We start from the raw sequence: 26,065 nt of genomic DNA, 5'->3' as shown, positions 1-26,065 counted from the left end.
GTCGCAGTGTGCCAGACAGTTCCGGGGCTGTGTTTTGGGGCTGCTGCGCAGCCCAGCGCGGGGCAAGCCCGCTCACTACGAGGGTCCATTCGCCCTAACGTTTGCGCTTACGGTGCCGGCTCCACCTCCTTGAACACCAGCCCTTGGCTATCACCCAGGGGGAGTTAAGCGCGAACACCGTACCTGTGGTGAGCGGGCTTGCCCCGCGCCGGGCTGCGTAGCAGCCCCAATAAGACCGCCGCAGTGTGCCAGACAGTTCCGGGGCTGTGTTTTGGGGCTGCTGCGCAGCCCAGCGCGGGGCAAGCCCGCTCACTACCAGGGTCCATTCGCCATAACGTTTGCGCTTACGGTGACGGCTCCACATCCTTGAACACCAGCCCTTGGCTATCACCCAGGGATAGTTAAGAGCGAACACCGGACCTGTGGTGAGCGGGCTTGCCCCGCGCTGGGCTGCGTAGCAGCCCCAATAAGAACGCTGCAGTGTGCCAGACAGTTCCGGGGCTGTGTTTTTGGGCTGCTGCGCAGCCCAGCGCGGGGCAAGCCCGCTCACTACGAGGGTCCATTCGCCAGAACGTTTGCGCTTACGGTGACGGCTCCACCTCCTTGAACACCAGCCCTTGGCTATCGCTGACCTGCCATGGGTTGGCAGCGCCGGTCTGGCTGAAGACCACGTGGTCGAAGCGTGAGTCTTTCAGTCCATCGATACGCGCCTTGGCCGCGCCGCGAAAGCGCACGCGCTCGAACACCAGGCCCTGATGGTAGGCGTTGTGCGCTGCATCACCCTTGACCTCGATCGCCGCTCCCTGGGCATTCTCGACGCTCACGTCGCTCACCCGGATGTCCTTGAACTGCCCCGCGATGGTTGAGCGCTGATAATCGAGCTTGGCGTTCGGGTCGTTGTAGTCGAGGGTAAAAATGAACGCCTGCTTGACGGTATTGCGGATCGCCGAGTCGCGGAATGTGACGTTGCGCGCGCCGCCGCCCATGAAGTTGGTGCTCTTCATGCGCAACCCGGCATCGGTGCCGTCCGACACGTTGTCTTCGGCCAGGATGTTCTGGATCCAGGCACCGGTGTGGCTGCCGGCGACCACCATGCCATGACCCTTGCGGAAGTAGTTGTTGAAAATCCACGCGTCTTCCTGCGGCGGCTGGTGCACGGCGTCGGCACCGGTGCCGGCCGCAAAGTTCACGCAGTCATCGCCGGTGTCGAAGAAGTTGTTGAACACCATCGCGCCCTTGCTGTTGGCGAACTCGATGCCGTCGCCGTTGTTGGCGTCGTAGGTGGTGTGGGTGGTGTTGGCCAGCACCACGTTTTCGGTCTCCAGGTTCATGATGCCGTGGAACGCCGGGTTCACCACGGTGAAGCCGCCGTAGAACACATTCTTCACATTGCGCAGGGTAATCAGCGAGGAACGCATCTGCCCGTAGGCGTCCTTGACGTTCATGCCGCGTGCCACGGCCTGTTCCACCTGCGCCTTGGCGAGGATGCCGTCCCGGGCATAGCGGGTATTGTCACTGGGCAGGTAGAACGGCAGTGCCTGGCCACGTTCGTCGACGACATCGGCGTCGCGCTTCCAGCCATTGCCGTCGAGGGTGCCCTGGCCGACGATGCGGATGTTTTCGAATGACTGATGCTGGCGCGGATCACGGGGCAACGCGTTGATCAGCGAGGCCGGGCGCACAGTGGTGGAATACGGGTACTGGATGTAGCCGGCCAGCGGGTAATCTTCGGCGCGCTCGGAGCCGAGCAGGGTCGCGCCTTCGGCGATCTCCAGGGTCATGTTGCTCTTGAGGTAGAGCGCGCCGCTTTTGTAGGTGCCTTCAGGCAGCAAGACTTTGCAACCGACGGTGCAGGCATCGATGGCGTTCTGGATCGCCTGGGTATCGAGGTGACTGCCGTCGCCTTTGGCGCCGTATTTTTTCACGTCAAATACCGCCGCAACCGGGGTGGTGCGTTGCAGCACCGGGGCGCTGTCGGCGGACTCCTTGCCGTTGCCGTCCACCGAACGCACGGTGAAACGGTACACAGTGTCGGGCTTCAAGCCTCGGGCAGTGAAGCTATGAATGCCGATGCGATGGTGGAAGTTGGCGGTGTCTTGCCGATAAAACTGGTCGATGTAGGGTTTGGCCGGTGACACCTGGTCATTGTTGGCATTGGCGCTGCCCAGCAGCGTGCCGTTGGCGTAGACCCGGTAATCCTTGATGCCGGCATGCTCGGCAGGTTTTTCCCACACCAGGATGATTTGCCGGTCATCAAAGGCCAGCGTCGGTACCTGCAGGTTTGACGGGGCTTGCAGCGCCCATGACAGCGGGCTGCATCCAAGCGCCACGAGGGCCAGCGCGCAACGCACCGAGGTTTTTTTCGAGGGTTGATACGGCATGTTGTTCTCCTTGTTTTTGCCGGTATTCACACCGAGGTGCGCTACATCTGCCGCCCGGTTTTTTCGAGGTAGTTGATAAGGCGGTTGCAGGAGCGGGCTTGCCCGCGAAACGCGTCAACCAACACACAGCGTTACCGGGTGGCCCGAGTCGTCTGTGGTTTTTTCGCGAGCAAGCTCGCTCCTACAGGGGGCTTACTGGGCGCCCAATGCCTTGATCAGCACGTCCAACTGCTCCACTTCTTGAGGCAGCAAGTCGGTCAACGGCGCGCGCACCGGGCCGGCGTCGTGGCCGACCAGGCGTGCACCGGCCTTGACGATACTCACGCCATAACCTTCGCAGCGGTTGCGGATCGCCAGGTACGGCAGGAAGAAATCATCGATCAAGCGGCCCACGGTGGCGTGGTCGTCGGCGGCCACGGCACGGTAGAAATCCATCGCGGTTTTCGGGATGAAGTTGAACACCGCCGAGGAATACACCGGCACGCCCAGGGCCTTGTAGGCCGCGGCATAGACTTCGGCGGTCGGCAGCCCGCCGAGGTAGGTCAGGCGATCGCCGAGGCGACGACGGATCGACACCATGGATTCGACTTCACCGATGCCGTCCTTGAAACCGATCAGGTTCGGGCAGCGCTCGGCCAGCTGCTCGAGGCTGTCGGCATTGAGACGGCACAGGTTGCGGTTGTACACCACCACGCCGAAATCCACCGAATTGCACACCTGCTCAACGTGGGCCACCAGGCCTTTCTGGCTGGCTTCGGTGAGGTAGTGAGGCATCAGCAGAATACCGGCGGCACCGAGGCGCTCGGCCTCCTGGGCGTAGGCGATGGCCTGACGAGTCGGGCCCCCTGCCCCGGCGAGGATGGGCACCTGGCCCCTGCAGGTGTCCACGGCAGTCTTGATGATCTGCGTGTATTCCTTGGCTTCCAGGGAGAAGAATTCCCCGGTGCCCCCGGCCGCGAACAACGCGCTGGCGCCGTAGGGTGCCAGCCATTCCAGGCGGCGGGCATAGGTGTCGGCACGGAAGTCACCGGCCGCGTCAAAATCGGTAACCGGGAACGAGAGCAAGCCGGAAGACAGGACTGTTTTTAGTTCTTGTGGCGTCATGTTCGCAAACCTCAAATCAAAAAATAAAGGGATACCTTAAGAGGTACGTCATCGTACAACTACAAATGATTGTTAGCTAGTCCTAAGTGCCTTAGTTCGCACCCTTAGATTTAACTCAATAAAAACAGCACATTAATCGCATTTCATAGTAATCAGCGCATTACCAATCAAGCATAGTCATACGATGACTACAGAAATCAGCCGACCCGCCGTCGCTCAGACTCCTGGCTGAAGTCACGACTGGCCTGCACCAGCATGCGCGTGTAGTCGTGCACGGCCTGGTCCTGGCTCAAGGCCTGGCAGTCGAGCAATTCGACGATCCGGCCGTGCTGCATCACCGCCACCCGGTCGCACAAGTGAGTGACCACCCCCAGGTCATGGGTGACCAGCAGATAGGTGAGTTTCTCGCGCTGGCGCAGGTCCGCCAGCAAGTTGAGGATCTCGGCCTGGACCGACACATCCAGGGCCGAGGTCGGTTCATCCAGCAACAGCACGCGGGGCTCAAGGATCAACGCGCGCGCAATCGCCACCCGTTGGCGCTGCCCACCGGACAACTGATGGGGATAGCGAAAGCGGAAGCTGTCGTTGAGGCCGACCTTGAGCAGGATCTCGTTGATCCGGTCGTCCTTGTCCCCTACCCCGTGGATAATCAGCGGTTCGCGCAGGGCGGTGTCGATGGTGTGCCTGGGGTGCAGGGAGCCGTAGGGGTCCTGGAAGACCATCTGCACTTTGCGAAAATGCTCCTTGGGAATCTTGTGCTGCAACGGCGCGCCGGCGATGCTCAGCTCCCCGCTCCAATGCCGGTATTGCCCGGCCAGGCAGCGCAGCACGGTGGTCTTGCCCGAACCGGACTCCCCCACCAGGCCGAACGATTCGCCGTCGGCGACACTCAGGCTCACATCGTGCAGCACCTGGTTGATGGCAGCGCCGGTGCCGAAACTCAGGTTCAAGGCGTGCGCTTGGATCATGGGCATGGTCAGGTTCCTTATTGAGTCAGCCAGAGTGGATCGCGCTTGAGCACCGGCAGGTGCACGCGACGGTTATCCATGCTCGGCAGCGCGGCCAGAAGGCCACGGGTGTAGGGATGCTCGGCGTATTGCAGGTCGCAGGCGGCCAGGGATTCGACGACGCGCCCGGCGTACATCACCAGCACGCGGTCACAGTAGTTGCGCACCAGGTTGAGGTCGTGACTGACAAAAATCAGCCCCATCTGCTGCTGGTCCACCAGCTCCTCCAGCACGCTGAGCACTTGCTGGCGCACCGAGACATCCAGCGCCGACGTGGGCTCATCGGCAATGATCACTTCCGGACGCGTGATCACCATCATCGCGATCATGATGCGCTGGCCCATACCGCCGGACACCTCGTGGGGGTACAGGTTGTAGACCCGCTTCGGATCGCGGATATGCACCTGCTCGAGCATCTGCATGACCCGTTCGCGCGCATCACTGCGACTGGCCTTGTGGTGGGCCAGGTAGGCTTCGGCAATCTGGTCGCCCACCTTGACCACCGGGTTCAGCGAGTACTTGGGGTCTTGCATGATCATCGAGATGCGCTGGCCGCGAATCTTCTGCATCGCTTTTTCACTGGCCGAGAGCAGGTCGACTTCGCCGAACGCCATGGCCTTGGCGGTGATTCTGGCGCTGGGCGGATGCAGCTTGAGCAGGCTGCGACCGACGGTGGACTTGCCTGAGCCGGACTCACCGACAATCGCCAGTTTCTCCCGCCCCAAGGTAAAGGACACGTCGCGCACGGCGTGGGTTTCTTTCTGGCCACTGACGAAGCGCACATTAAGCCCTTCGACATTCAATTTGATGGCGGACATAAGGTGTTCTCCGATTATTCGCTGCGCGGATCAAGGATGTCCCGCAGGCCATCGCCCAACAGGTTGAAGGCCAGGCTGACCAACATGATCGCCGCCCCGGGAACCGCCACCAGCCACCAGCACTCGAGCATGTAGCGGCGCCCGGTGGAAATCATCGCGCCCCACTCCGGCAGCGGCGCCTGGGCACCCAGGCCGAGGAAACCCAACGCGGCGGCGGTGAGGATGATCCCGGCCATGTTCATGGTCAGGCGGATGATCACCGAGGACAGGCACATCGGCACGATATGGCGCAGGATAATCCGCGCTGGCGACGCGCCTTGCAGCTCCACGGCGACGACAAAGTCGGCGTTGCGCAGGGACAGGGTTTCAGCCCGCGCCAGCCGCGCAATCGGTGGCCATGATGTCAAGGCAATCGCCACCACCGCATGCTCCAGGCCAGGGCCCAGGGCGGCGATAAAGGCCAGCGCCAGGACCAGGCTGGGGAAGGAAATAAAGATGTCGGTCAGGCGCATGAACACGGTGTCGACCGCCCCGCCGAAGTAGCCCGAGACGGTGCCGATAAACAGCCCGATGGGACCGACGATCACGGTTACCAGCGCAATGATGTACAGCGTGATCCGCGAGCCATAGACCAGCCGACTGAAAATATCGCGGCCGTATTCGTCGGTGCCGAACCAGTGCGCCGAGCCCGGCGCCTGCAAGGCAGTGGCGAGGTTCTGCGCGACCGGGTCATGGGTGGCGATCCACGGCGCAAAGGCCGCGACCACCACCAAGAGCAGCGCAACCAGCAGGCCCGCCAGGGTCATGGGGTTACGCAACAGGTGACGCAGCACCCGCAGGCCGCTCTTGCAGAAGGCATCGAAGCTGGAGCCCGGCGAGCGATCCACCGGCCGCTTCGCCGCCGTGTCGATGGAAGACAGATTGGCATTCATAAGCATCTTCTCTGTGTGAATTCTGAAGGGCCGCAGCCCCACTCAACGCTGCTTGTAGACACCCAGGTAACGGGTGGCCTCGGCATCGTCACCACTGAAACCCTTGACGTCGGCAGCGCTGACCACGGTGTCGGTCATCTGCGAGATCATCAGGATCGGCCCCACCTGCTGGTCATAGAGCGTCTGCGCCTGGTGATACAGGCTGACCCGCTGTGCCGAATCGCGCGTCACGCCCGCCTGGTCGATCAGGCTGTTGAGCTGCGGATTGAAGAATGAAGCGCGCCAGCCCTGGAAGTTCGGCAAGCCGGCGTCATCGCTGTTGTTGGGGTTGTAGGCGAAGGTACGCAGGCTGAAATACGGATGGGGATAGCGCTCGGCGCCACGGGCCACGATGATCTCGAAATTGCGCGCGCGCATGGCGCCGTAGACCTGGTTGCCGGTGCCGGTGACGATGCTGGCCTTGATCCCACCTTCGGCCAGGGTCGCCTGCAGGCGCGCGGCGATGTCGATGAACGGCGGCTCCGACAGCGTGCGAATGGTGGTGTTGAAACCGTTGGGGTAACCCGCCTCGGCCAGCAGCTTTTTCGCCTTGGCCACATCCATGTGATAGCCCGGATCCGGCAAGCGCGCTTCCAGCCCCAACTGCATCGGCTGCTGATTGAGCTTGCCGTAATACGGCATCACCTGTTCATCCAGGCCCTTGTAGTCGATCAGGTTGCGCACGGCTTCACGCACCTGAGTCTTGGCAAACTCGGGTTGCTTCATGCTCATCGCCACGTAGTACATGGTGCCGCGCGGCAATGACTGCACCTGGATCTTGTCCGAACCGTCGATGGCGCGAATGTCCGGCGCCGCCATGCCGTAGGCCAGGTCGAGGTCGCCGCGCTCGAGCATCAGGCGCAAGGATTGGGATTCGGTCATGTGCCGTACCACCACGCGCTTGAGCTTGGCCGCCCCGCCCCAGTAGCCGTCGAAACGGGTCAGCAGCAGCGAATCGTTGGCGCTCCATTTGGTCAGCACGAAGGGGCCACTGCCCGCCTCGTTCGTCACCAGCCAGCCGGCGCCGAGGTCGCCGTTTTTCTCATGCGCCAGGGCCGTCTTGCGGTCCACCACCACGGCGCTCGGCGAGATCGCCAGGGAGTCCACCAGCAGCAGCGGGTCCATGGTCTGCGGCAGGTCGATGACCAGGGTGTGGGCGTCCGTGGCGCGGATCAGCGATTGGATATTCTCGACGCTGTAGCCGTAGGCCTTCCAGGTGGTGGCCAGGCCGAAATTGAGCTTCATCACCCGGTACAGCGACCACGCCACGTCCTCGGCGGTCAGCGGGTTGCCCGAATGGAATTTCACATCCTGGCGCAGATGAAAGGTCACCTGCTTGCCGTCTTCGCTGATGTCCCAGCGTTCGGCCAATTGCGGCAGGTGTTTTCCCGGGTTGCCCTGGTCGCGCTTGATCAGCGTGTCGTAGAGGTTGGCGTTGACGCCGGAGGCATCCAGGCCGGGCGCATTGGCCGGGTCGATGGAAAACAGGTTGACCATGCTCATGCCGACGATCAATTGATCGGCGGGGGTCTTGGCGCTGGCCGTTGTCATCGGCCCAAGGGCGAGTACCGCCGTCAACAGGCCAAGGTGCAGTGTTGAAAATACCGTCTTCATGCAAAATTCCTTCTTTTTATAGTTTTATCGGTACGGCGCAGTGCGTTAACGGGTACGGGGGTCGAACACCTTGTACAAGGCGTCGCTGATCAGGTTGAGCGCGACGAAAATCAAGCCGATCACCAACACACAGCCCATCACCGCGTTCATGTCGCCGAGCATCAGGCTGCTGGTCAGGTACTGGCCGAACCCCGGCCAGGCAAACACGGTTTCGATCAGCACCGCGCCCTCCAGCAACGAGCCGTAGGCCAGCGCAACCACCGTCAGCAACTGCACGAGGATGTTGCGAAACGCATGCCCCCACACCACCTGGCGACGGGACAGGCCCTTGACCCGCGCGGTGATGATGTACTCCTGGGACAGCTGCTCGAGCATGAAGCTGCGGGTCATGCGGCTGATATACGCCACCGAGTTCAGGCCGAGGATCAGCGCCGGCAACACGATGTGGCGCAGGGCGCTGGCGAAGGCATCCCAGTCACGTGCCAGGGTCGAGTCGATCAGCAGCAGGCCGGTGACCTCGGGCACCATGCCGTCGTAGGCCAGGTCGATGCGCCCCGCTCCACCGGCCCAGCCGAGCCAGGCGTAGAACACCAGCAGCCCCATCATGCCCAGCCAGAAAATCGGCGTGGAGTAGCCGAACAAAGTGATCACCCGCGCCACGTGATCGCCGAGGCGCCCTTGGTTGCTGGCGGCACAGACGCCCAGCGGCAAACCGATCAGCACGCCGAACAGGATTGCCAGGGTGGCCAGTTCGATGGTCGCGGGGAATACCCGCAGGATGTCGTCGAGTACCGGGTGGCCGGTCAACAGCGCATTGCCGAAGTCACCGTGGAGCAGGTCGTTGAGGTAAAGACCGAATTGGGTCCAGATCGGCTTGTCCAGGCCCATCGACCGGTACACCTGATCATAGGTGGAACTGTCGGCATCCGGCCCGACTACCGCCAGCACGGGGTCGAGCGGCATGACCCGGCCGATGATGAACGTCAGGGCCAGCAGGCCGAGCAAGGTCACCAGCACCGTACCCGCGCGCCGGGCCGTGTTGGACGCGCGAGCGCCCATGACAGAGGCAGTCATAACAAACATAGTGAGCTCCTGATAATCGGTCAGCGCTTCTTGTAGACGTCTTTGTAGCGCGTGGTCGCGGCGGTATGGCCCTGGAAGTCGGCCACGTCTTCGTACACCACCACGGTGTCGGTCATTTGCGAGACCGGCAAAATGGCTCCGACCTGCCGGTCGACCTGCTCCTGAATGTCGCGGTACTGGGCCAGTTGCTTGCCTGTGTCAGGCTCGACTTCCGCGCGCTCGATCAGCTGGTTCAGCTCAGGGCTGTAGAAGGATGTGCGCCAGCCCTGGAAGTTGGTGAGCTTGGCCTCATCGCGGTTATCCGGGTTGTACACCAGCGTACGCAGGCTGGAGTGCGGATGCCGTTCGGCCCCGCCACCGCCGCGGCCGACGATGATGTCGAAGCTGCGCTCACGCATTGCGCCATAGATCTGGTTGCCCGTGCCGGTGATGATGCTGGCGTCGATACCGGCCTGGGCCAGGGTCGACTGCAGGTTGGAGGCAATGTTGATAAACGGCGGTTCGGCGAGCACGCGGATGGTGGTCTTGAAACCGTTCGGATAACCGGCCTCGGCCAGCCAGGCCTTGGCCTGCTTGACGTTGAGCGTGTAACCCGGATCCGGCAGGCGCGCGGCCAGGCCCAGGGGCAGCGGCCGTTGGTTGATCACGCCGTAATGGGGCATGACGGTCTGGTTGATGCCCTGGTAATCGATCAGCGCACGCACGGCCTTGCGCACACGCGCATCAGCGAACATCGGTTGCTTCACACTCAGGGCGACGTAGTACAGGGTGCCGCGCTGCAAGGTCTGGGTGCGGACCTTGGCGCTTTTCTGCAGGGCTTCGATATCCGGCGCAGACATGCCTTTGGCGATGTCCAGGTCGCCGCGCTCGATCATCAGGCGCAACGACTGCGACTCGGTCATGTTGCGCATGACGATGCGCTTGAGCTTGGCCGGGCCGCCCCAGTACCCGTCGAAACGGCTCATCAGGATCACGTCGTTGGCGCGCCAGTCATTGAGCACGAACGCACCGCTGCCGGCGGCGTGAGTCACCAGCCAGGCGGCGCCCATGTCGTTGTTCTTCTGGTGTTCGAGGACTTTTTTGCGATCGAGGACAAACGCACTCGGCGAGGTCGCCAGGGTGTTGAGCACCAGCAGCGGGTCGGTGGGCCGGGGCAGCTCGATCAGGAAGGTCGAGGCATCCGTGGCACGCATGTAGCGCTCGACGTTCTCGGCGGTAAAGCCGTAGGCCTTCCAGGTGGAGGCCAGTGCGAGGTTGAGCTTGAGCACGCGCTGCAACGACCAGGCAACGTCTTCGGCACTCAGGTCATTGCCGGACTGGAATTTCACGCCGGTGCGCAGGTTGAAGGTCAGGGTCTTGCGGTCATCACTGACCTGCCAGCGCTCGGCGAGCGCCGGTACCAGGCGATCCGGCTGGGCGACGTCCTGCACCAGCAACATGTCATAGAGGTTGGCGTTGATCTCCGACACGTCCAGGCCGGTGGCCGCCGCCGGGTCGAGGGACAGCAGGTTTATCATGCTCATGCCGACGATCAATTGATCGGCCGGGGTTTTTGCGAAGCTTGCAGGTACAGCGGTGACAGCCAGCGCGGCGACGAACACCCGCGCCCACAGCGAAGGGAAAATGCTCATAACAAGAGTGCCTTTTTTATATTTATAGGGCTCTTGATCAGCCCGACTGATGCCGGACTGACCCTGTACACGTCAGAAGCTTTTAAGCGTATTGGTCTCGATGAAGTTGAAATCGATGTCTTCACCCAGGCCCGGCAAGTCGGACAGGTGCACAAAACCGTCGTTGTCCATCGGGTCTACCAGACGCTTGAGGTAGGCCGGCACTTCGTCGTAATCCAGGTACGGGTGCAACAGGCCACGCTCATACCAGGTGCAGTTCTTGATCGCGCCGACCACGGCCAGGTTGGCCGCACCGTTGCCATGAATCTCGCAATCCATGCCGAAGGATTCAGCCAGGTGCGCAACCTTCAGGCACGGCGCAATGCCGCCGACGCCCGCCACACCGGCGCGCAAGATATCGCACACATCGTGCTTGACCCAACTGGCACGGGCGAGGTGTTTGCCGGACAGGGTTTCCGGGCCCAGCACCGGAATGTCCAACTGCCCCGCCAGCCAGGCATAGGACTCGGCGGACTCTTCCATCATCGGCTCTTCGAACCAGGCGAAGTCGAGCTTTTCCAGCTCACGCCCGATGTACAGCGCTTCGGTGCGGCTGTACCAGTGATAACCGTCGAGCATCAGGGCGATGTCCGGGCCGACCGCTTCGCGTACCGCCGCACAAGCCTGCACGTCGATGCGCGGGCTCGGGGCGAAGGACACCGGCGGCATCCAGGTGTGCAGCTTGATGGCCTTGTAGCCGCGTTGCACCAGGGTCTCGGCAAAACGCCCGTAGTCTTCAGGGGTGGCCAGGCCACCGGGCAGTTCGTCGCCACACATGGTGGAGCCGTAGGCCGGCACCTTGTCGCGGAAACCGCCAATCAACTTGTGCACCGGCACACCCAGTTTGCGCCCGGCCCAATCCCACAGGGCCTGCTCCACCAGCGCCAGGGCGCGGTCGGTCAACTGGCTGGCACTGCCGCGCTGCCAGTGCGCGAGGTCGTGCCAGATCTTTTCGCGATCGAAGGCGTTCTGCCCCACCAGCACTTTGCGCACGAAACCATCCAGTACATACGGGCGAATCAGTTCAGGGGCGCCGAAGGCATAACCCTCCTGGCCGTCTTCGGTCTGGATGCGCAGCAAAGCCATCTGCGCCTGGGTGACATCACCCGGGTGTGCATGGCCGGCACTGTCCACTGCGCGGCGGGTCGGGTAGGAAAATACCTGGACGTTGACTGCTGTGATTCTCATGGACGTCGTAAGCCTTCTTATTGGATTTGTGACGGAAGTGTCGTCTGTTGCGACCGATCATAGGTCATCGTACAACACTTGAAAAGACCCAATAACCCGCCCCTCTTCTGCATGCATTTTCAGTAAATCCCGGCAAAACCCTTATTTTTAAAGACAACCAAGGAATAACCTGGATTGCTGTAAAGCCCTATTCACTGGGCACATATATTTCGAGATGTTTCAAAACCATCAATAACCCATAGACGAGTCATCTTGTCGTACGATAACGTATGTCGGCACCTTAGATGAGAGCCATACGCAACAACCCACTGCCGTAGCAACCGTCAAACGACCCTAACAAAAACAAAAAAGAAGACCGTATGAACACCACCCTACGCACGCTCGTTACTGCCCTGACCCTCGGCCTGCCGCTGTATGTCAGCGCTGACTCCGCCAGCATCAACTACCGCCACCAGTTCACCGAGGAGGACAGCGCCCACGCTGACCGAATCAAGCTCAACTACCGCCTGGACAGTGGCCTGGGATTTGAAGCGGAAATGAAATACCGCACCGCCGGAGACCGTGAAGACGTCGCCTACGACAACATGGTCAACAACGGGCACGAGTTCACCGTGAGCTACAACTACAAACTCAGCGCGCAATCGACGTTGACCCCGGCGTTCCAGATGGACAGCTCGAAAGACTCGACCACCTACAAGTTCGGCCTCAAGTACAACTACAAGATCAACGACGCCTTCTACGCCGCCACGCGCTATCGCCTGGATGCCAAGAAGCTGGACCGCGACCAGGTCAACAAGGACTTGCCCGACCACATCAAGGATGACCAGACCACCCATCGTTTCGAGGGCTGGCTCGGCTACACGCCGGCCAGTAAGTGGGCGTATGAATATCAGTTCATCTACTTCAAGACTGACTACATCCGCTACGACAACAAGAAGAGCGATTACGAACAGAACCTGATCGTCAAATACAAGCTCAACAAGGAATGGGCCCCGTTCATGGAGATTGGTGATGTGAAGGTCAACGCCACGTCCGAAGACCGCCAGGCGCGGTGGCGCCTGGGCATCCAGTACAACTTCATGTAAAGCCCCCACGACTTGCCTGGCGAGTGCGCATCGCTCGACAGGCAAGCCACCTGCATTCAGCGTTCAATGGAAGACCTGACCATGACCACACCACCCAAACCCTTCACGCGCATCTTGCTCACCGGCGCCGCCGGCGGCCTGGGGCAAATCCTGCGGAACACCTTGCAGGCCCATGCCGACATCGTCCGCGTCTCGGACATCAGCCCCATGGCCCCCAGCCGTGGTGAGCACGACGAAGTGATCACCTGCAACCTGGCCGACAAGGCCGCCGTGGCGGCACTGGTCACCGGCGTCGACGCCATCGTTCACCTGGGCGGGATTTCCGTGGAGCGGCCGTTCGAGGAGATTCTCGACGCCAATATTCGCGGCACATTCCACATTTACGAGGCGGCGCGACAGCAGGGGGTCAAGCGGATTGTGTTTGCCAGTTCCAACCACGTCACCGGTTTCTATCTCCAGGACGTTGAACTGGACGTGCACTCACCGCGCCGTCCGGATGGCTACTACGCCCTCTCCAAGGCTTACGGCGAAGACCTGGCGGCGTTCTACTTTCACCGCTATGGGATTGAAACCGTGAGCTTGCGCATCGGCTCGTCGTTCCCCGAGCCGCGCAACCGGCGGATGCTGTCGACCTGGCTGAGCTACACCGACCTGGACCACCTGGTGGCGCGCGCCCTGCTGGCCAAGGATGTGGGACACAGTGTGGTGTATGGCGTCTCGGCCAATCGCGATCGCTGGTGGAGCACCCGGCACACCGAGCACCTGGGCTTTGCGCCCAAGGACAGTTCGGAAGCGTTTCGCGCCAAGGTCGAGCAACAACCGCCAGCGCCGGCCGATGAACCGGGCAGCCGGCTTCAGGGCGGCGCGTTCACCGCGGCCGGGCCGTTCGACAACTCGGCGGCGGCGGCTTCATAGGCCCGACGCATACGCTCGCGACTGTTGGACAGGTGCAGGCGCATCGCCGCCCGAGCCGCATCGGCGTCACGGCGCAGGATGGCTTTGTAGATGTCCTCATGCTCACGGCTCAAGCGCTCCAGGAAGGGCTCCTTGTTGGCGTTGGCCAGGCGTTTGGAGTGCAGGCGTGTACGCGGCAGGATGTTGAGCCCCAGGTGCAACATGATGTCGGTGAAGTAACGATTGCCCGTGGCCAACGCGATTTGCTGGTGGAACTGAAAGTCTGCCGACACCGCGTAGTCGGCACTCACCGCCCGCGAGTTGAGCGCATCCAGCGAGTCGCGCATCACCTGCAATTGCTCGTCGGTCCGCCCCACGCACGCCAGGCCGGCAGCCTCCACCTCCAGGCTGATGCGCAACTCCAGCACGGCCAGCACATCCTGCAAGGTCACGATGCTGTCCGGGTCGATGCGAAACCCGCTGGGGCTCGGGATATCCTTCACAAAGGTGCCGACGCCGTGCCGGGTTTCCACCAGGCCCGAGGCCTGCAGGCGCGAAATGGCCTCGCGCACCACCGTGCGGCTCACCCCATGTTCGGCCATCACTTCGGATTCGGTGGGCAGCTTGGTGGCACGCGGCAGCTCACCGGAACAGATGCGCCGGGAAAGCTCGGTGACCAGTTCTTCGGCCAGGCTGCGGTGCCGGCGGCGAACGGTGGGCTGGACGTTCGGGTTGTCCATCAAGAACGGGTATCTCGGTTGGCGGAGGAACGCGCATCATAGCGCATTCGGTTGTACGACAACTCTCCCTGTGGCTCCCAGCGCGTCCCACAACGCGAAAAGCCCCTGCCAGACCGCCCTCGGCAACTGCCGAGCGGACTAAAAAATGTGCAGGATTGCTCGACGCCCCAGCTCATGATCGGGCTATGATCGACCGATATGAACCGGACGCCCGATGCCCCATGCCCGTTGACCTGCAAGCGCTGTACCCGAAACTGATCCACCTGATGCTGGATACGGTATTTGTCGTCGACGGCGACAGCCAGATTGTCTTCGTCAGCGATGGCTGCGAGGCCCTGCTCGGCTACCGTGCCGACGAACTGGTCGGCACCCTGATCACCCAATACATGCACCCGGAAGACCTGGCGCGCACCCGAGCCTCGATTGTGCGGGTCATGAATGGCCACTCCCATGTCGACTTTCGCAACCGCTACATACGCAAGGACGGCAGCGTGGTGCACATCCTGTGGGCGGCCTTCTGGTCCAAAGAGGTGGGCGCGCGCATCGGCGTCGCACGGGACGTGACGGCGCTCACCCAGGCCGAAGAAGAACTGCGCTTCCTTGCCCACCATGATCCGCTGACGGGCCTGACCAACCGCTCACTGTTCAATGATCGGCTGGACCAGGCCCTGCACAGTGCGCAGTCCCACAACCGCGGCCTGGCATTGCTGTTCCTGGACATCAATGACTTCAAGGGCATCAACGATGTGCATGGCCATGCCATGGGCGATCGCGTGCTGTGTGCGATTGCCCGACGCCTGGAACGCTGCGTACTCGACAGCGACCTGGTGGCGCGGATGGGCGGTGATGAGTTCACGGTGCTGTTGACCGACATCCCGTCGCGGGAGGCTATTTCTGCCAGGGTGGTGCAGATACTCGTGGTCATGGCCGAGCCGCTGGGGCCCGAGTTTGGTGGGGTGAAGATGCCGTCCTGCAGCATCGGCGTGGCGGTTTATCCCCAGGACGGGGAAGATGCCGATACCCTGCTCAGCCATGCGGACGGTGATATGTACCGGATAAAACGGCAGCGATTCGCGGCTGAATGACCAGAAGGCGTTTTGCATCAGGCAGGTCGGTCCACCCGCCCGATGCAGAAGCCCTCAGAGGCTCACAACCGACAGGCGTTGACCGGCGGAACCCGGCCGCGCCAGGGCTGGGCCCGCTCCAGCTGCCCCGCAAGGGCCAGCAGGGTACTTTCTTCGCCAAAGCGAGCGGCGAAGTGGGCGCCCATCGGCAGGCCGGCAGCGCTCCAGTGCAACGGCACCGACATTGCCGGTTGCCCGCTGGCATTGAACAGCGCCGTGAACGGTGAGTAGCTGTGGAACCGTTCGATCAGTTCCTCCAGGCTCAAGCGATCGTCTTGCAGGTCCAGCTCCCCGATCGGCACCGGCTCGCGGGCCAGGGTCGGCGTGAGGATCAGGTCGTAATCCTGCATGAACACCGCCAACTGCCGGCCCAAGGCATGAATCCATTCCACGGCACCGGCGTACTGCGCACCGCTGACAGCCCCTTTGCAGCGCAGGATAATGCGGGTGCGGGCTTCCAGCTCCTCAGGCTGTACGGCGAAACCGCGCATCTGCCCCAACACATCGACGTAGTGACGCGTGCTTGCACCGATGATGGTGAAGACCTGATCGAGAAATGCCGGCAGCGCCACCGGCAAATTGACCGGTTCAACGCGGTGGCCCAGGGATTCGCACAACCTGGCGGCCTGGCGTACGGCTTGCACACTTTCGCCGGAGGTCGGCCAAGGCCCGAGCTGCTCGACCAGGGCGATCCGCAGCGGCCGAGGGTCCTGCTGCAGCGCGGTGACATAGGGCTGCGCCTGCAGCGGCGCGGCATAAGGTGCGCCCAGGTCGATCCCGGCCGTGGCATCCAGCAGCGCGGCGCTGTCACGTACCGACAAGGTAATCGCATGGGGGCTGCCCATGCCGGCCCAGCCCTCGCCGATCATCGGCCCGGAAGGCAACAGCCCACGGCTGGGCTTGAGGCCGAACACCCCACAGCAGGACGCCGGCACACGCAAGGAACCACCGCCATCGTTGCCATGGGCAAACGGTACGACGCGCGCCGCCACCAAGGCTGCCGCGCCGCCGCTGGAACCGCCGGCACTGTGGCCGATATTCCAGGGGTTGCGCGTGGCGCCAAAGCGGTTCGACTCGGTGGAATACGAGGTGCCGAATTCGGGTGAGGTGCTGGTACCGACAATCACGCACCCGGCACGGCGGATACGGCTTACGTGTTCGGCGTCAAAGTCAGCGCGAGCGCCTCCCAACGCCTGCGAGCCATGGGTCATCGCCGCGCCGTTGACCGGCGAAAACAGATCCTTGATCAGGGTCGGTACCCCGGCAAACACACCGGGGCCGGGGCGCGACGCGCGTACCGACTGGCGGGCCGAATCGTAAAGCCGCTCGGCCACCGCATTCAGCTGCGGTTCGACCCGTTCGATACGCTCGATCACCGCTTCCAGCAGTTCGCCGGGCTGCACCTCACCGCGCCTGACCCATTCGGCCAAACCGGTGGCGTCTTCGCTGTCCAGCAGGTTGTGGATGTCCATGCCTATCTCCTCTTGATTACGAATGACTTGATCCGAATGCCTGGGTCAGCGCTTTGCGCCGTGCTTGCAGGCCTGCCAGTGCCCAGGCCAGGGCCGAGGCAAAACTGGCGCAGGCCAGCCACAGGATTGAACGACGCACGTCACCCGAATAAACGCTGAGCACGGCCACCACCAGCGGGCTGACAAATTGACCGAAATACAGAAACGCCGTGAACCCACCCAAGCCGCGCCCGCGGGTTTTCGCGCTCAGGGCATTCATCACCGGCGCCATCGCGTTGGGCACCAGCAGCCCGGCGCCCAGGCCATGGATCAGCACGGCCACCAGCACCATGCTGTAGCTCGGTGCGCGCATCAGCAGCCACAACCCCAGGCCCAGCAGGCTCAGCAACAGCGCATTGCAACCGGGGATGCCGATGCGCCGGCGCAGCAGCGGCCAGGCTAACGAACCGCCCAAGGTCGCCAGCAGACTGCCCCCCGCCGACAGCCCGATCATCGTGCTTGAAGTGATGCCGAGGCTGACAAGTAAAACCGGCGCCTGGATCGGCACGATAAAACTCAGCACCATCCCACTGAGGATCAGCAGATAACCGAGCACCAACGGCAGCACGGCCACCCTGCCCTGTTCAGCCACCTCGACGGGCTGGCGAGCGGCGGCGGGTTCCCACAGCACCTTGATCATCATCGGCACCAACAGCAGTGGCAGCAGGTACAGCAGGAATGGCAGACGCCAGGAGTGTTCGCCCAACGCGCCGCCCACGACATAGAACAGCGAGCCGACCAAACCGATGGTGACCACTTGCCGATTGATGTAGCGCAGCCGTTCCTCGCCGTGCCAATAGTCGGCAATCAGCGTCGCGCAACAGGTCATCACCGCCGCCTCCGCCGCGCCGAACAGCAGGCGTACAGCGACGATGGCGGGCAAGTTATCCAGCAGCGCCGGGATGGCCCCGAGCACGGCATACAACAGCGTGGCGATTATCAGCAACGCCTTGCGCCCGACCCGGTCGGCCAACCAGCCGGCCAGGGGCGCGCACAGCGCAATCGCGAGTGCCGGCCCGGTGACCGCCAAGGGCACCAGCAGGTCGGCGCGCGGTTCCAGTGCACCGAACTCGGCGCCCAGCTTGGGCAGGATCGGCGCGACCATGGCCGCGCCCATGATGGTCAGGCTGCTGCCCAACATCAGCACCAGCCCTTCACGGCGCCCGGTGGCTTGCCGCGGCGAGGGGGAATCGGAATGTGATGAGTTCATGGCCAGCCCCTTAGAAACTTTGAGAAATGCGCAGTGCCACGGTGTAACCCTCGGCACGGTTGCGGGCATCGGTTTCCTTGTAGGCGTGCAGCCAAATGGGCGGCAGGCCGGGCTTGAAGTAACTCACGGCCGGCCCGACAGCCAGCACCCGCGCCCGGTTGCCCGATTGCAACCCCGGGGCGTCGTCATCGCTGAACTGGCGGTAGTAGTAACCACCCAGGCCCAGGGTCCACGGCCCTACATGCTGGCCCACGGCAAATTCGTGGCGGTATTCGACACCGTTCTTGTAGTCGGTCGCGGGGTTGCGGGTATTGACGTCCACCTCAACGCTTGAGGAAACCTCGAAGCCACTGTCGGTGATGTAGGTGGCGTTGACGATCGGCGAGAACGTCCAGTGATTGAGCCCTGGGGAAATCAAACGATTCTTGTCGTAGTCACCGGTGGGCGCCTGGATCTGCAGTTGCGTGTTGATAAACAGGTTCGGCGACAGGTTCCATTGCAGGATCACCGGCAGAAACTGCATGTCGGCCATTCGAAACGGATCGGCCTCCAGGCTCAGCGGGCCGGCCGGGGTCGGTACCTTGACGGAAGCGTCCATCTTGAAGAACGGTACCACCACCCCGAAACCATAGTTGGCGCCCAGCACCGTGTGATCGGTCATGCGCATGTAGGCGACGCCGATGGACAACACATCCAGTGAGAAGTGGTTGTCGACGGAGCGACCGTTACGGTCCTTCTGCACATTGGCCGAGTAAAACGCCGTGCGCAGTCCCACGGTCCCGAACGGCGTGGCCGGCGGCATCATCCCCGCGCCGAAATCGTACACGCCGACAGCGGTGGTCGGCGCACCGTTCTCGGTGGCCTGGACACCGGCGCAGCAACCCAGCAGCCCCAGGGTGAACAGCGTCATGCGTGTGGCGCTTGCATTATTGTGGTGAATCATCGAATGCCCCTCCCATCAAGTGGTGTGGGCCATCCTAGTAACGCGCAGAGTGAGGCGGTTATCCGTTTTCAGCAGAGTTGCGTGCGACGCAGGGTCTGGGAAGGGCTTTCGCCGAACATGGTGCGGTAATCGCTTGCGAACCGGCTCAAATGCCAGAAGCCCCAGCGCGCCGCCACTTCCTGTACGCCGTGGGCTTGGGTGCTGGTTCGCAGTTCGCGGCGCACCGCATTGAGGCGCAGTGCCCGCAGATAGGCCACCGGGTTGATGCCCAGCGTCTCCTGAAAACAGTACTGGAGTTTGCGCCGGCTGGCGCCGATGTGGTTGCACAGGTCGAGGATCGACAGCGGCTCGTCGAGGTGACTCAATGCATATTCGCGGGCGCGATCGACCATCCTTTTGCGCGCCGTGGGGTTGAGGGGTGGCGCCTGGTCCGGGGCGATCAACTCCAGCATATGCAGCATCACCGCATCGCGGATGCCGCGGCGGATCGAGTCATGCCCGAGCACGGCATCGCAGCCCGCCAGCTCGTCGAACAACGCCGCGAGGTCACGTTGCACGGGTGAATCACCCAAGCGGTAACACCTGGGAAGATCGGTAATTCGAAACTGAATGCCCTGGCACTCCAGCACATGTTCCAGGGCGTGCTCTTCGATGGCCACGCCGAGCAGGTCCAAGTGCTGTGGAGTGTGCAGCTCGGGCAGGTTTTCACCGTGGGCCACCAACAGGCTGGGCTCGTGGATCGGATGCCCCGAGCAATACACCGGGCCGTCGGCACTCAAGGGAATGCTGAAGGTGATCGCACCTTTCCAGGCCACACCACTCTTGACCATGGCCTGATTAGAGCGGTCGCGCACCAGTTGCATCCAGTCCGAGCGGAACTCCAGCAACTCACCGGCAAAGGAGCCAGGTGACAACTGATCGTAGCGAACCTGCCAGCCGCCCATATTGCGAGCGTGCTCGTCGATGTCGCTGGTCAGGAAACGCTGGAGGGGTAACGCCGGTGGAAGCACCACCGAGGCCGCAGGCATCTGCACATTATTATTGTTCATTGACCTAACCTTTTTCAGTTGCAAGGCTTACAGGTCGTATCGCACGCAAGTTCCATTCCGAACCCGGGGCAGCGCGTGCATGTGTGCCGAAAATGGATAGTGAGGATGTGCGCCGGCGATGCCAGCCTCGGGCAAATACGTTCACCTGTTAATGAATTTTTTCACCTTCAAGGCTTGATGTTTTTCAGCTCATTGAGCAAGTCCAGCAACTGCTGCATTTTCTCCGCGCCAAACTGCGCTTCGATTTTCTGGTAGTTGCTTTCCATGCCCTCGCTCATGGAGACGAAACACTGCTGGCCGCGCTCGGTGAGGCCCACGAACACCCGGCGCTGATCCTGGCTGGACTTCTGCCGGCGCACCAGGCCGTCGCGCTCCAGGCGCGTCAACACTCCGGTCATGCTCGGTTTCAGGATGCAGGCCTGCTGGGCGAGCTGGTGGCTTTCGAGTTCGCCCTGCTGGCGCAGGATCCGAATGACCCGCCACTGTTGCTCGGTCAGGGCATGCTTGTTCAGTGCCGGGCGGAAGAACGCCATTGCGGCTTCACGGGCTTGCAGCAGGGTCAGGGTCAGCGAAGGTCTGGGGTTGGCCATATCGGCACCAATTGGATGGGCGAGTCGGCAGCTTAGTGTCGCCGGCCAACCGCTGCAAGCAGCCTGGGGGCTGTGAAAAGTACAATCGGTTCGGCGTAAAAGCCATTCTGTTGCACCGCGGCGATGCTCATGATGATCCGCACAAGATCAACAAGACCTACCTTATGCCTGGCTCAACGCAATCCCGATTGGCGCTGGCGGTACTCCCCCGGAGTGAGCTGGGCGTAACGCTGGAAAAAACGACTGAAATAGGCCGGGTCCTTGAACCCCAGCTGATAGCAGATCTCGTTGGCCGAGCTGCCGGTAAACAGCAGCAGGCGCTTGGCTTCCTGCATCAGGCGCTCCAGGATCAGGCGCTTGGACGGCAAGTCGGCAATGCGCCGGCACACATCATTGAGCCGTGCTTCTGTCACCCCAATGCCCTGGGCATACCGCGACAACGGCCAGTGTTGCTGGTAGTGCGCTTCGATCAGCTCGTTGAAGCGGTGGAAGATTTTCAAGTCTTCGTGGCGGGCGGGCGTGGCTTTCAACGAGTTCGAACACAGCCGCAACAGGCTGATCATGATCAACCGCGTCAGGCTGTCCAGGGCTGCGCTGCGCCCGGAACGCTGGGCTTTTACCTCTTCGCGCAGTTCCTCGAACAGATAATCCAGGCGGCGGATATCGCCCGCGTATTGCGGCGCCAACTGCGTCAGGGCGACACACGCGGCCGGCAATTGCACACCGGCCGGCGCCAGGCTGGCGTCGGCTTCGATCAGTTGCCACACCAGTTGCTGACGCACCGTCAGCACATGCCCGTCACTGTCGGCCTCGGTCACAAACGAGTGCGGCACCGTGGGTGGCGTGAGGAAGAACATCGGCCCGGACTCGACGTATTGCTGGTCGTCCAGGTACACGCGCACGGTGCCGCTTTTTACGTAGTGAACCTGGAAGAACCGGTCATGCCGGTGAACGGGCATGTTGCGCCCGAAGAAATCCGCCAGGTTGGCCAGCTTGTCGTAATGGACTTCGGCGTCGCTGTAGCGCTGGTCGTACACCTGGCCAATGTTGATGTTCGGGATGGGTTGACGGTCGCTCATCGCACGCTACTCGTTTTTATTGTGATTGCCCTGATGCAGCGGTGCTCACCCTGCAAGCACCCCGTGGACAGTCTACACCCTTGACGATAGTTAACATCTTAATTATAACTGTTAACACATTAACTAAATGCAAGGCCGCCATGGCCCTGCCAGGAGAACCCATGAGCCGTGCCTTGCATGACATCGCGACCGGCACCCTTTTCGGTGTCGCGCTGAACTACCAGGGGTTGCTCAAGCAGCGCCTCGCCGAATTCGAACAGCCGCCGTACCAGAAACCGCCGGTCAAGCCGGTGCTGTTCATCAAGACGCCCAACACCCGCAACCAGCACGGCGCCGAGGTGGTGCATCCCGGCCAGGGCGAGCGCCTGCAGCCTGGGCCGGCATTGGGGGTGGTGATGGGCAAGAGCGCCAGTCGCGTCAGCGCGGCCGAAGCCCTCGACTACGTGGCCGGCTACACCCTCGCCAATGAGTTCAGCCTGCCGGAAGACAGCTACTACCGCCCCGCCGTCAAAGCCAAATGCCGCGATGGGTTCTGCGCCATCGGGCCCGAGCTGATACCCACCGCACAGGTGTCGAACCCGCACAATCTCGCGATCACGCTGTACGTCAACGGCGAGGTTCGCCAGCACAACACCACGGCCAACTTCGTGCGCAATATTCCATTGCTGATCGCCGAGATCAGCGAATTCATGACCCTGCACGCGGGCGATGTGCTGATCACCGGCACGCCCGAAGGCCGGGTGGATGTGCAGCCAGGCGACACCGTGGAGGTCGAGATCAGTGGCCTCGGCCGCCTGGTCAACCACATCAAGGCAGAGGAGCTCCCATGAAACACGCCCGTATTCGCTTTGAAGGTGAAGTCCATTCGGTACAGGTCGAAGCTGAAAACGCCGTGCGCCTGGCCGACGGCCGCCTGCTGGCCGAAGACCAGGTGCAATGGCTGCCACCGGCCACCGGCAGCATGTTCGCCCTGGGCCTGAACTATGCCGACCACGCCGCTGAACTGGCGTTCAAGCCGCCGACCGAACCCCTGGCCTTCATCAAGTCCGTGGGCACCTACACCGGCCACAACCAGGTGACCTGGCGCCCGGATAACGTCGCCTACATGCACTACGAGTGCGAGCTGGTGGCCGTCATCGGCAAGCCGGCGCGCAACGTCAAGCGCGAAGACGCCCTGGATTACCTGGCGGGCTACACGGTGTGCAACGACTACGCGATTCGCGACTACCTGGAAAACTACTACCGGCCCAACCTGCGCGTGAAAAACCGCGACGCCACCACGCCCGTCGGCCCATGGATCGTCGATGTGGCCGATGTGCCGGACCCGAGCAACCTGAAACTGCGCACCTGGATCAACGGCGAGTTGCGCCAGGAAGGCAGCACCAGGGACATGATTTTCGACATTCCCTACCTGATCGAATACCTGTCCAGCTTCATGACCCTGCAACCCGGCGACATGATCGCCACCGGCACGCCCGAAGGCCTGGCGGACGTCGTGCCGGGCGATGAAGTGATTGTGGAAGTCGAAGGCGTAGGCCGCCTGGTTAACCGAATTGTCAGCGAAGCGGCGTTCTTCAGCGCCCGTAAAGAGGCTTGAGCAGCATGATCAAACATTGGATCAACGGCCGTGAGGTCGAAAGCAAAGACGTGTTCGTCAACTACAACCCGGCCACCGGCGAAGCCATCGGAGAAGTCGCCAGCGGCGGCGCCGAGGAAGTCGCGCAAGCCGTGGCGGCGGCCAAGGAAGCCTTCCCGAAATGGGCCGGCACCCCGGCCAAGGAACGGGCGCGCTTGATGCGCAAGCTCGGCGAACTGATCGAACAGAACGTGCCGCACCTGGCCGAACTGGAAACCCTCGACACCGGCCTGCCGATTCACCAGACCAAAAACGTGTTGATTCCCCGCGCCTCGCACAACTTCGATTTTTTCGCCGAAGTCTGCACGCGCATGGACGGCCACAGCTACCCGGTCGATGACCAGATGCTCAACTACACCCTGTATCAGCCGGTGGGTGTCTGCGCGCTGGTGTCGCCGTGGAACGTGCCGTTCATGACCGCCACCTGGAAAACCGCGCCGTGCCTGGCCCTGGGCAATACCGCGGTGCTGAAAATGTCCGAGCTGTCGCCGCTGACCGCCAACGAACTGGGGCGCCTGGCGGTGGAGGCCGGGATTCCAAAAGGCGTGCTCAATGTCATCCAGGGTTACGGCGCGACCGCCGGCGATGCCCTGGTGCGTCACCCCGATGTCCGCGCGATTTCCTTCACCGGCGGCACTGCCACCGGCAAGAAAATCATGCAGACCGCCGGGCTGAAGAAGTACTCCATGGAACTGGGCGGCAAGTCGCCGGTGCTGATCTTCGAAGATGCCGACCTGAAACGCGCCCTCGACGCCGCGCTGTTCACCATCTTCTCGCTCAACGGCGAACGCTGCACCGCCGGCAGCCGGATCTTTATCCAGGAAAGCGTGTACCCGCAGTTCGTCGCCGAGTTTGCCGCGCGCGCCAAACGCCTGATCGTCGGCGACCCGCAAGACCCGAAGACCCAGGTCGGCTCGATGATCACTCAGGCCCACTACGACAAGGTCACCGGCTACATCAAGATCGGTCTCGAAGAAGGCGCCACTCTCCTCGCCGGTGGCCTCGAGCGCCCGGCCAACCTGGCGGCGCATCTGAGCAAGGGCCAGTTCATCCAGCCCACGGTGTTCGCTGACGTGAACAACTCCATGCGTATCGCCCAGGAAGAGATCTTCGGCCCCGTGGTGTGCCTGATTCCGTTCAAAGACGAAGCCGAAGCCTTGCAACTGGCCAACGCCACCGAGTACGGCCTGGCGTCTTACATCTGGACCCAGGACATCGGCAAGGCGCATCGTCTGGCCTATGGCATCGAAGCGGGCATGGTGTTCATCAACAGCCAGAACGTGCGCGACCTGCGCCAACCGTTCGGCGGCGTGAAGGGCTCCGGCACCGGCCGTGAAGGCGGCCAGTACAGCTTCGAAGTGTTCGCCGAGATCAAGAACGTGTGTATCTCGATGGGCAGCCATCACATTCCACGTTGGGGCGTCTGAGCAACACCAGTCCCCCGATGACAACAACAACAATTTCAGGAGCATCATCATGGGCGAAGTCGTCCTGGCGGCGAAAATCTGCCACGTACCCTCGATGTATTTGTCGGAGCTGCCTGGCAAGCACCACGGCTGCCGCGAAGCGGCGATTGCCGGGCACAAGGAAATCGGTCGGCGCGCCCGCGAGCTGGGCGCCGATACCGCCGTGGTGTTCGACGTGCACTGGCTGGTCAACAGCGCCTATCACGTCAACAGCGGCGAGCACTTCAAGGGCATCTACACCAGTAACGAACTGCCGCACTTCATCAAGAACATGGCCTACGAATACCCCGGCTGCCCGGAGCTGGGCGAACTGATCGCCGCCGAGGCCAACGCCGCCGACGTGCGTACCCTGGCCCACAACATCCCGAGCCTGGAGCTGGAGTACGGCACCCTGGTGCCGATGCGCTACATGCACATGGGCGTACCGGACGAGCAGAGCTTCAACGTCGTTTCGATTGCCGCCTGGTGTGCCTGGCATCGCCTGCAAGACAGCTTCACCTTCGGCGCCGCCGTGCGCCGGGCCATCGAGAAGAGCGATCGCAAAGTCGTGGTGCTGGCCTCGGGTTCGCTGTCGCACCGCTTCTCCGACGACCGCAATGCCGAAGCCAATATCCATAACTGGACGCGCGAATTCGACAAACAGGTCGACCTGCATGTGGTGGAACTGTGGCGCCAGGGCCGCTGGAAAGAGTTCTGCGCCATGCTCCCGGACTACGCCGAGCATTGCTTTGGCGAAGGCAAGATGCACGACACCGCCATGCTTCTCGGTTTGCTCGGCGGGCCGGACTACGACAAGCCGGCCGAGATCATCACCGAACCCTTCGGCAGCTCGGGCACCGGGCAGATCAACGCCATTTTCCCTGTTTGACCGCATGGCCGCGCGGCATCCCCGCGCGGCCTGA

At 62.4% G+C, this 26,065-nt stretch carries 23 protein-coding genes; 7 read left to right on the top strand and 16 right to left on the bottom strand.

Annotated elements, in window-relative coordinates; translation table 11 throughout:
- Window positions 1-581: 581 nt before the first annotated feature.
- The 9 genes from B9N88_RS04515 to B9N88_RS04475 all read right to left on the bottom strand — a co-directional run bounded on the left by B9N88_RS04515 (window position 582) and on the right by B9N88_RS04475 (window position 11,836).
- The gene (locus B9N88_RS04515; protein ID WP_027603514.1) at window positions 582-2,381 is read right to left on the bottom strand and encodes a glycosyl hydrolase family 28 protein; all 1,800 of its coding nucleotides are present in this window, start codon (window positions 2,379-2,381) and stop codon (window positions 582-584) included.
- A gap of 192 nt (window positions 2,382-2,573) precedes the next feature.
- Complete coding sequence (kdgD, locus tag B9N88_RS04510; RefSeq protein WP_027603513.1) at window positions 2,574-3,485, bottom strand: 5-dehydro-4-deoxyglucarate dehydratase; 912 nt, start codon at window positions 3,483-3,485, stop codon at window positions 2,574-2,576.
- Between the two features lie 197 nt (window positions 3,486-3,682).
- On the bottom strand, window positions 3,683-4,459 hold the full coding sequence (locus B9N88_RS04505; protein WP_027603512.1) for an ABC transporter ATP-binding protein: 777 nt from the start codon (window positions 4,457-4,459) through the stop codon (window positions 3,683-3,685).
- An 11-nt stretch (window positions 4,460-4,470) separates the two neighbouring features.
- Entirely contained in the window at window positions 4,471-5,310 is an 840-nt protein-coding gene (locus B9N88_RS04500; RefSeq protein ID WP_027603511.1) for an ABC transporter ATP-binding protein, read from the bottom strand.
- A 14-nt stretch (window positions 5,311-5,324) separates the two neighbouring features.
- Window positions 5,325-6,242 (bottom strand): ABC transporter permease, encoded by a 918-nt coding sequence (locus B9N88_RS04495; protein WP_027603510.1) that lies wholly within the window; start codon window positions 6,240-6,242, stop codon window positions 5,325-5,327.
- A gap of 42 nt (window positions 6,243-6,284) precedes the next feature.
- Window positions 6,285-7,895 (bottom strand): ABC transporter substrate-binding protein, encoded by a 1,611-nt coding sequence (locus tag B9N88_RS04490; RefSeq protein WP_027603509.1) that lies wholly within the window; start codon window positions 7,893-7,895, stop codon window positions 6,285-6,287.
- A 45-nt stretch (window positions 7,896-7,940) separates the two neighbouring features.
- Window positions 7,941-8,978 (bottom strand): ABC transporter permease, encoded by a 1,038-nt coding sequence (locus tag B9N88_RS04485; protein ID WP_027603508.1) that lies wholly within the window; start codon window positions 8,976-8,978, stop codon window positions 7,941-7,943.
- A gap of 20 nt (window positions 8,979-8,998) precedes the next feature.
- Window positions 8,999-10,609: an ABC transporter substrate-binding protein gene (locus tag B9N88_RS04480; protein WP_027603507.1), complete on the bottom strand. Its 1,611-nt coding sequence runs from the start codon at window positions 10,607-10,609 to the stop codon at window positions 8,999-9,001.
- A gap of 72 nt (window positions 10,610-10,681) precedes the next feature.
- Complete coding sequence (locus tag B9N88_RS04475) at window positions 10,682-11,836, bottom strand: mandelate racemase family protein (protein WP_027603506.1); 1,155 nt, start codon at window positions 11,834-11,836, stop codon at window positions 10,682-10,684.
- Window positions 11,837-12,195: 359 nt separating this feature from the next.
- Here B9N88_RS04475 and B9N88_RS04470 point away from each other — a divergent pair, with 359 nt between their 5' ends.
- Both B9N88_RS04470 and B9N88_RS04465 read left to right on the top strand, forming a co-directional pair.
- On the top strand, window positions 12,196-12,921 hold the full coding sequence (locus tag B9N88_RS04470) for an oligogalacturonate-specific porin KdgM family protein (protein ID WP_027603505.1): 726 nt from the start codon (window positions 12,196-12,198) through the stop codon (window positions 12,919-12,921).
- A gap of 81 nt (window positions 12,922-13,002) precedes the next feature.
- Window positions 13,003-13,836: an NAD-dependent epimerase/dehydratase family protein gene (locus tag B9N88_RS04465; RefSeq protein ID WP_027603504.1), complete on the top strand. Its 834-nt coding sequence runs from the start codon at window positions 13,003-13,005 to the stop codon at window positions 13,834-13,836.
- Here the strand turns inward: B9N88_RS04465 and B9N88_RS04460 are convergent.
- Entirely contained in the window at window positions 13,776-14,555 is a 780-nt protein-coding gene (locus tag B9N88_RS04460) for a FadR/GntR family transcriptional regulator (RefSeq protein ID WP_027603503.1), read from the bottom strand. The genes B9N88_RS04465 and B9N88_RS04460 overlap by 61 nt on opposite strands.
- A 221-nt stretch (window positions 14,556-14,776) precedes the next feature.
- Here B9N88_RS04460 and B9N88_RS04455 point away from each other — a divergent pair, with 221 nt between their 5' ends.
- Window positions 14,777-15,640: a sensor domain-containing diguanylate cyclase gene (locus B9N88_RS04455; RefSeq protein ID WP_027603502.1), complete on the top strand. Its 864-nt coding sequence runs from the start codon at window positions 14,777-14,779 to the stop codon at window positions 15,638-15,640.
- A 62-nt stretch (window positions 15,641-15,702) separates the two neighbouring features.
- Here the strand turns inward: B9N88_RS04455 and B9N88_RS04450 are convergent, their stop codons facing one another.
- The 6 genes from B9N88_RS04450 to hpaA form a co-directional block, all read right to left on the bottom strand.
- Complete coding sequence (locus B9N88_RS04450; RefSeq protein WP_043293242.1) at window positions 15,703-17,151, bottom strand: amidase; 1,449 nt, start codon at window positions 17,149-17,151, stop codon at window positions 15,703-15,705.
- A 16-nt stretch (window positions 17,152-17,167) separates the two neighbouring features.
- The gene (locus B9N88_RS04445) at window positions 17,168-18,400 is read right to left on the bottom strand and encodes an MFS transporter (protein WP_027603500.1); all 1,233 of its coding nucleotides are present in this window, start codon (window positions 18,398-18,400) and stop codon (window positions 17,168-17,170) included.
- Between the two features lie 10 nt (window positions 18,401-18,410).
- Complete coding sequence (locus tag B9N88_RS04440) at window positions 18,411-19,343, bottom strand: SphA family protein (protein ID WP_027603499.1); 933 nt, start codon at window positions 19,341-19,343, stop codon at window positions 18,411-18,413.
- A 68-nt stretch (window positions 19,344-19,411) separates the two neighbouring features.
- Complete coding sequence (locus B9N88_RS04435) at window positions 19,412-20,392, bottom strand: helix-turn-helix domain-containing protein (protein WP_027603498.1); 981 nt, start codon at window positions 20,390-20,392, stop codon at window positions 19,412-19,414.
- A 167-nt stretch (window positions 20,393-20,559) separates the two neighbouring features.
- The gene (hpaR, locus tag B9N88_RS04430) at window positions 20,560-20,982 is read right to left on the bottom strand and encodes a homoprotocatechuate degradation operon regulator HpaR (protein ID WP_027603497.1); all 423 of its coding nucleotides are present in this window, start codon (window positions 20,980-20,982) and stop codon (window positions 20,560-20,562) included.
- Window positions 20,983-21,155: 173 nt separating this feature from the next.
- On the bottom strand, window positions 21,156-22,061 hold the full coding sequence (gene hpaA, locus B9N88_RS04425; RefSeq protein ID WP_027603496.1) for a 4-hydroxyphenylacetate catabolism regulatory protein HpaA: 906 nt from the start codon (window positions 22,059-22,061) through the stop codon (window positions 21,156-21,158).
- A 161-nt stretch (window positions 22,062-22,222) separates the two neighbouring features.
- Here hpaA and B9N88_RS04420 point away from each other — a divergent pair, with 161 nt between their 5' ends.
- Genes B9N88_RS04420 through hpaD form a run of 4 tightly spaced genes read left to right on the top strand, consistent with a single transcriptional unit; the run spans window position 22,223 to window position 26,031 of the window.
- Window positions 22,223-22,891, top strand: a complete 669-nt coding sequence (locus B9N88_RS04420) for a fumarylacetoacetate hydrolase family protein (RefSeq protein ID WP_027603495.1) — start codon at window positions 22,223-22,225, stop codon at window positions 22,889-22,891.
- A complete protein-coding gene (locus B9N88_RS04415; protein ID WP_027603494.1) occupies window positions 22,888-23,658 on the top strand; it encodes a fumarylacetoacetate hydrolase family protein in 771 nt (256 codons plus the stop codon). The genes B9N88_RS04420 and B9N88_RS04415 overlap by 4 nt, the downstream gene beginning before the upstream one ends.
- Before the next feature lie 5 nt (window positions 23,659-23,663).
- Window positions 23,664-25,124: a 5-carboxymethyl-2-hydroxymuconate semialdehyde dehydrogenase gene (gene hpaE, locus B9N88_RS04410; RefSeq protein WP_027603493.1), complete on the top strand. Its 1,461-nt coding sequence runs from the start codon at window positions 23,664-23,666 to the stop codon at window positions 25,122-25,124.
- Between the two features lie 49 nt (window positions 25,125-25,173).
- Entirely contained in the window at window positions 25,174-26,031 is an 858-nt protein-coding gene (gene hpaD / locus B9N88_RS04405; RefSeq protein WP_027603492.1) for a 3,4-dihydroxyphenylacetate 2,3-dioxygenase, read from the top strand.
- Window positions 26,032-26,065: the final 34 nt, after the last annotated feature.

Origin of the sequence: Pseudomonas sp. LAMO17WK12:I1, from assembly GCF_900177315.1 — a bacterium.
GTDB classification, from domain to species: Bacteria; Pseudomonadota; Gammaproteobacteria; order Pseudomonadales; family Pseudomonadaceae; genus Aquipseudomonas; species Aquipseudomonas marginalis.
The sequence above is the reverse complement of the archived record's forward strand: the minus strand, read 5'-3'. Positions and strand labels throughout refer to the sequence as shown.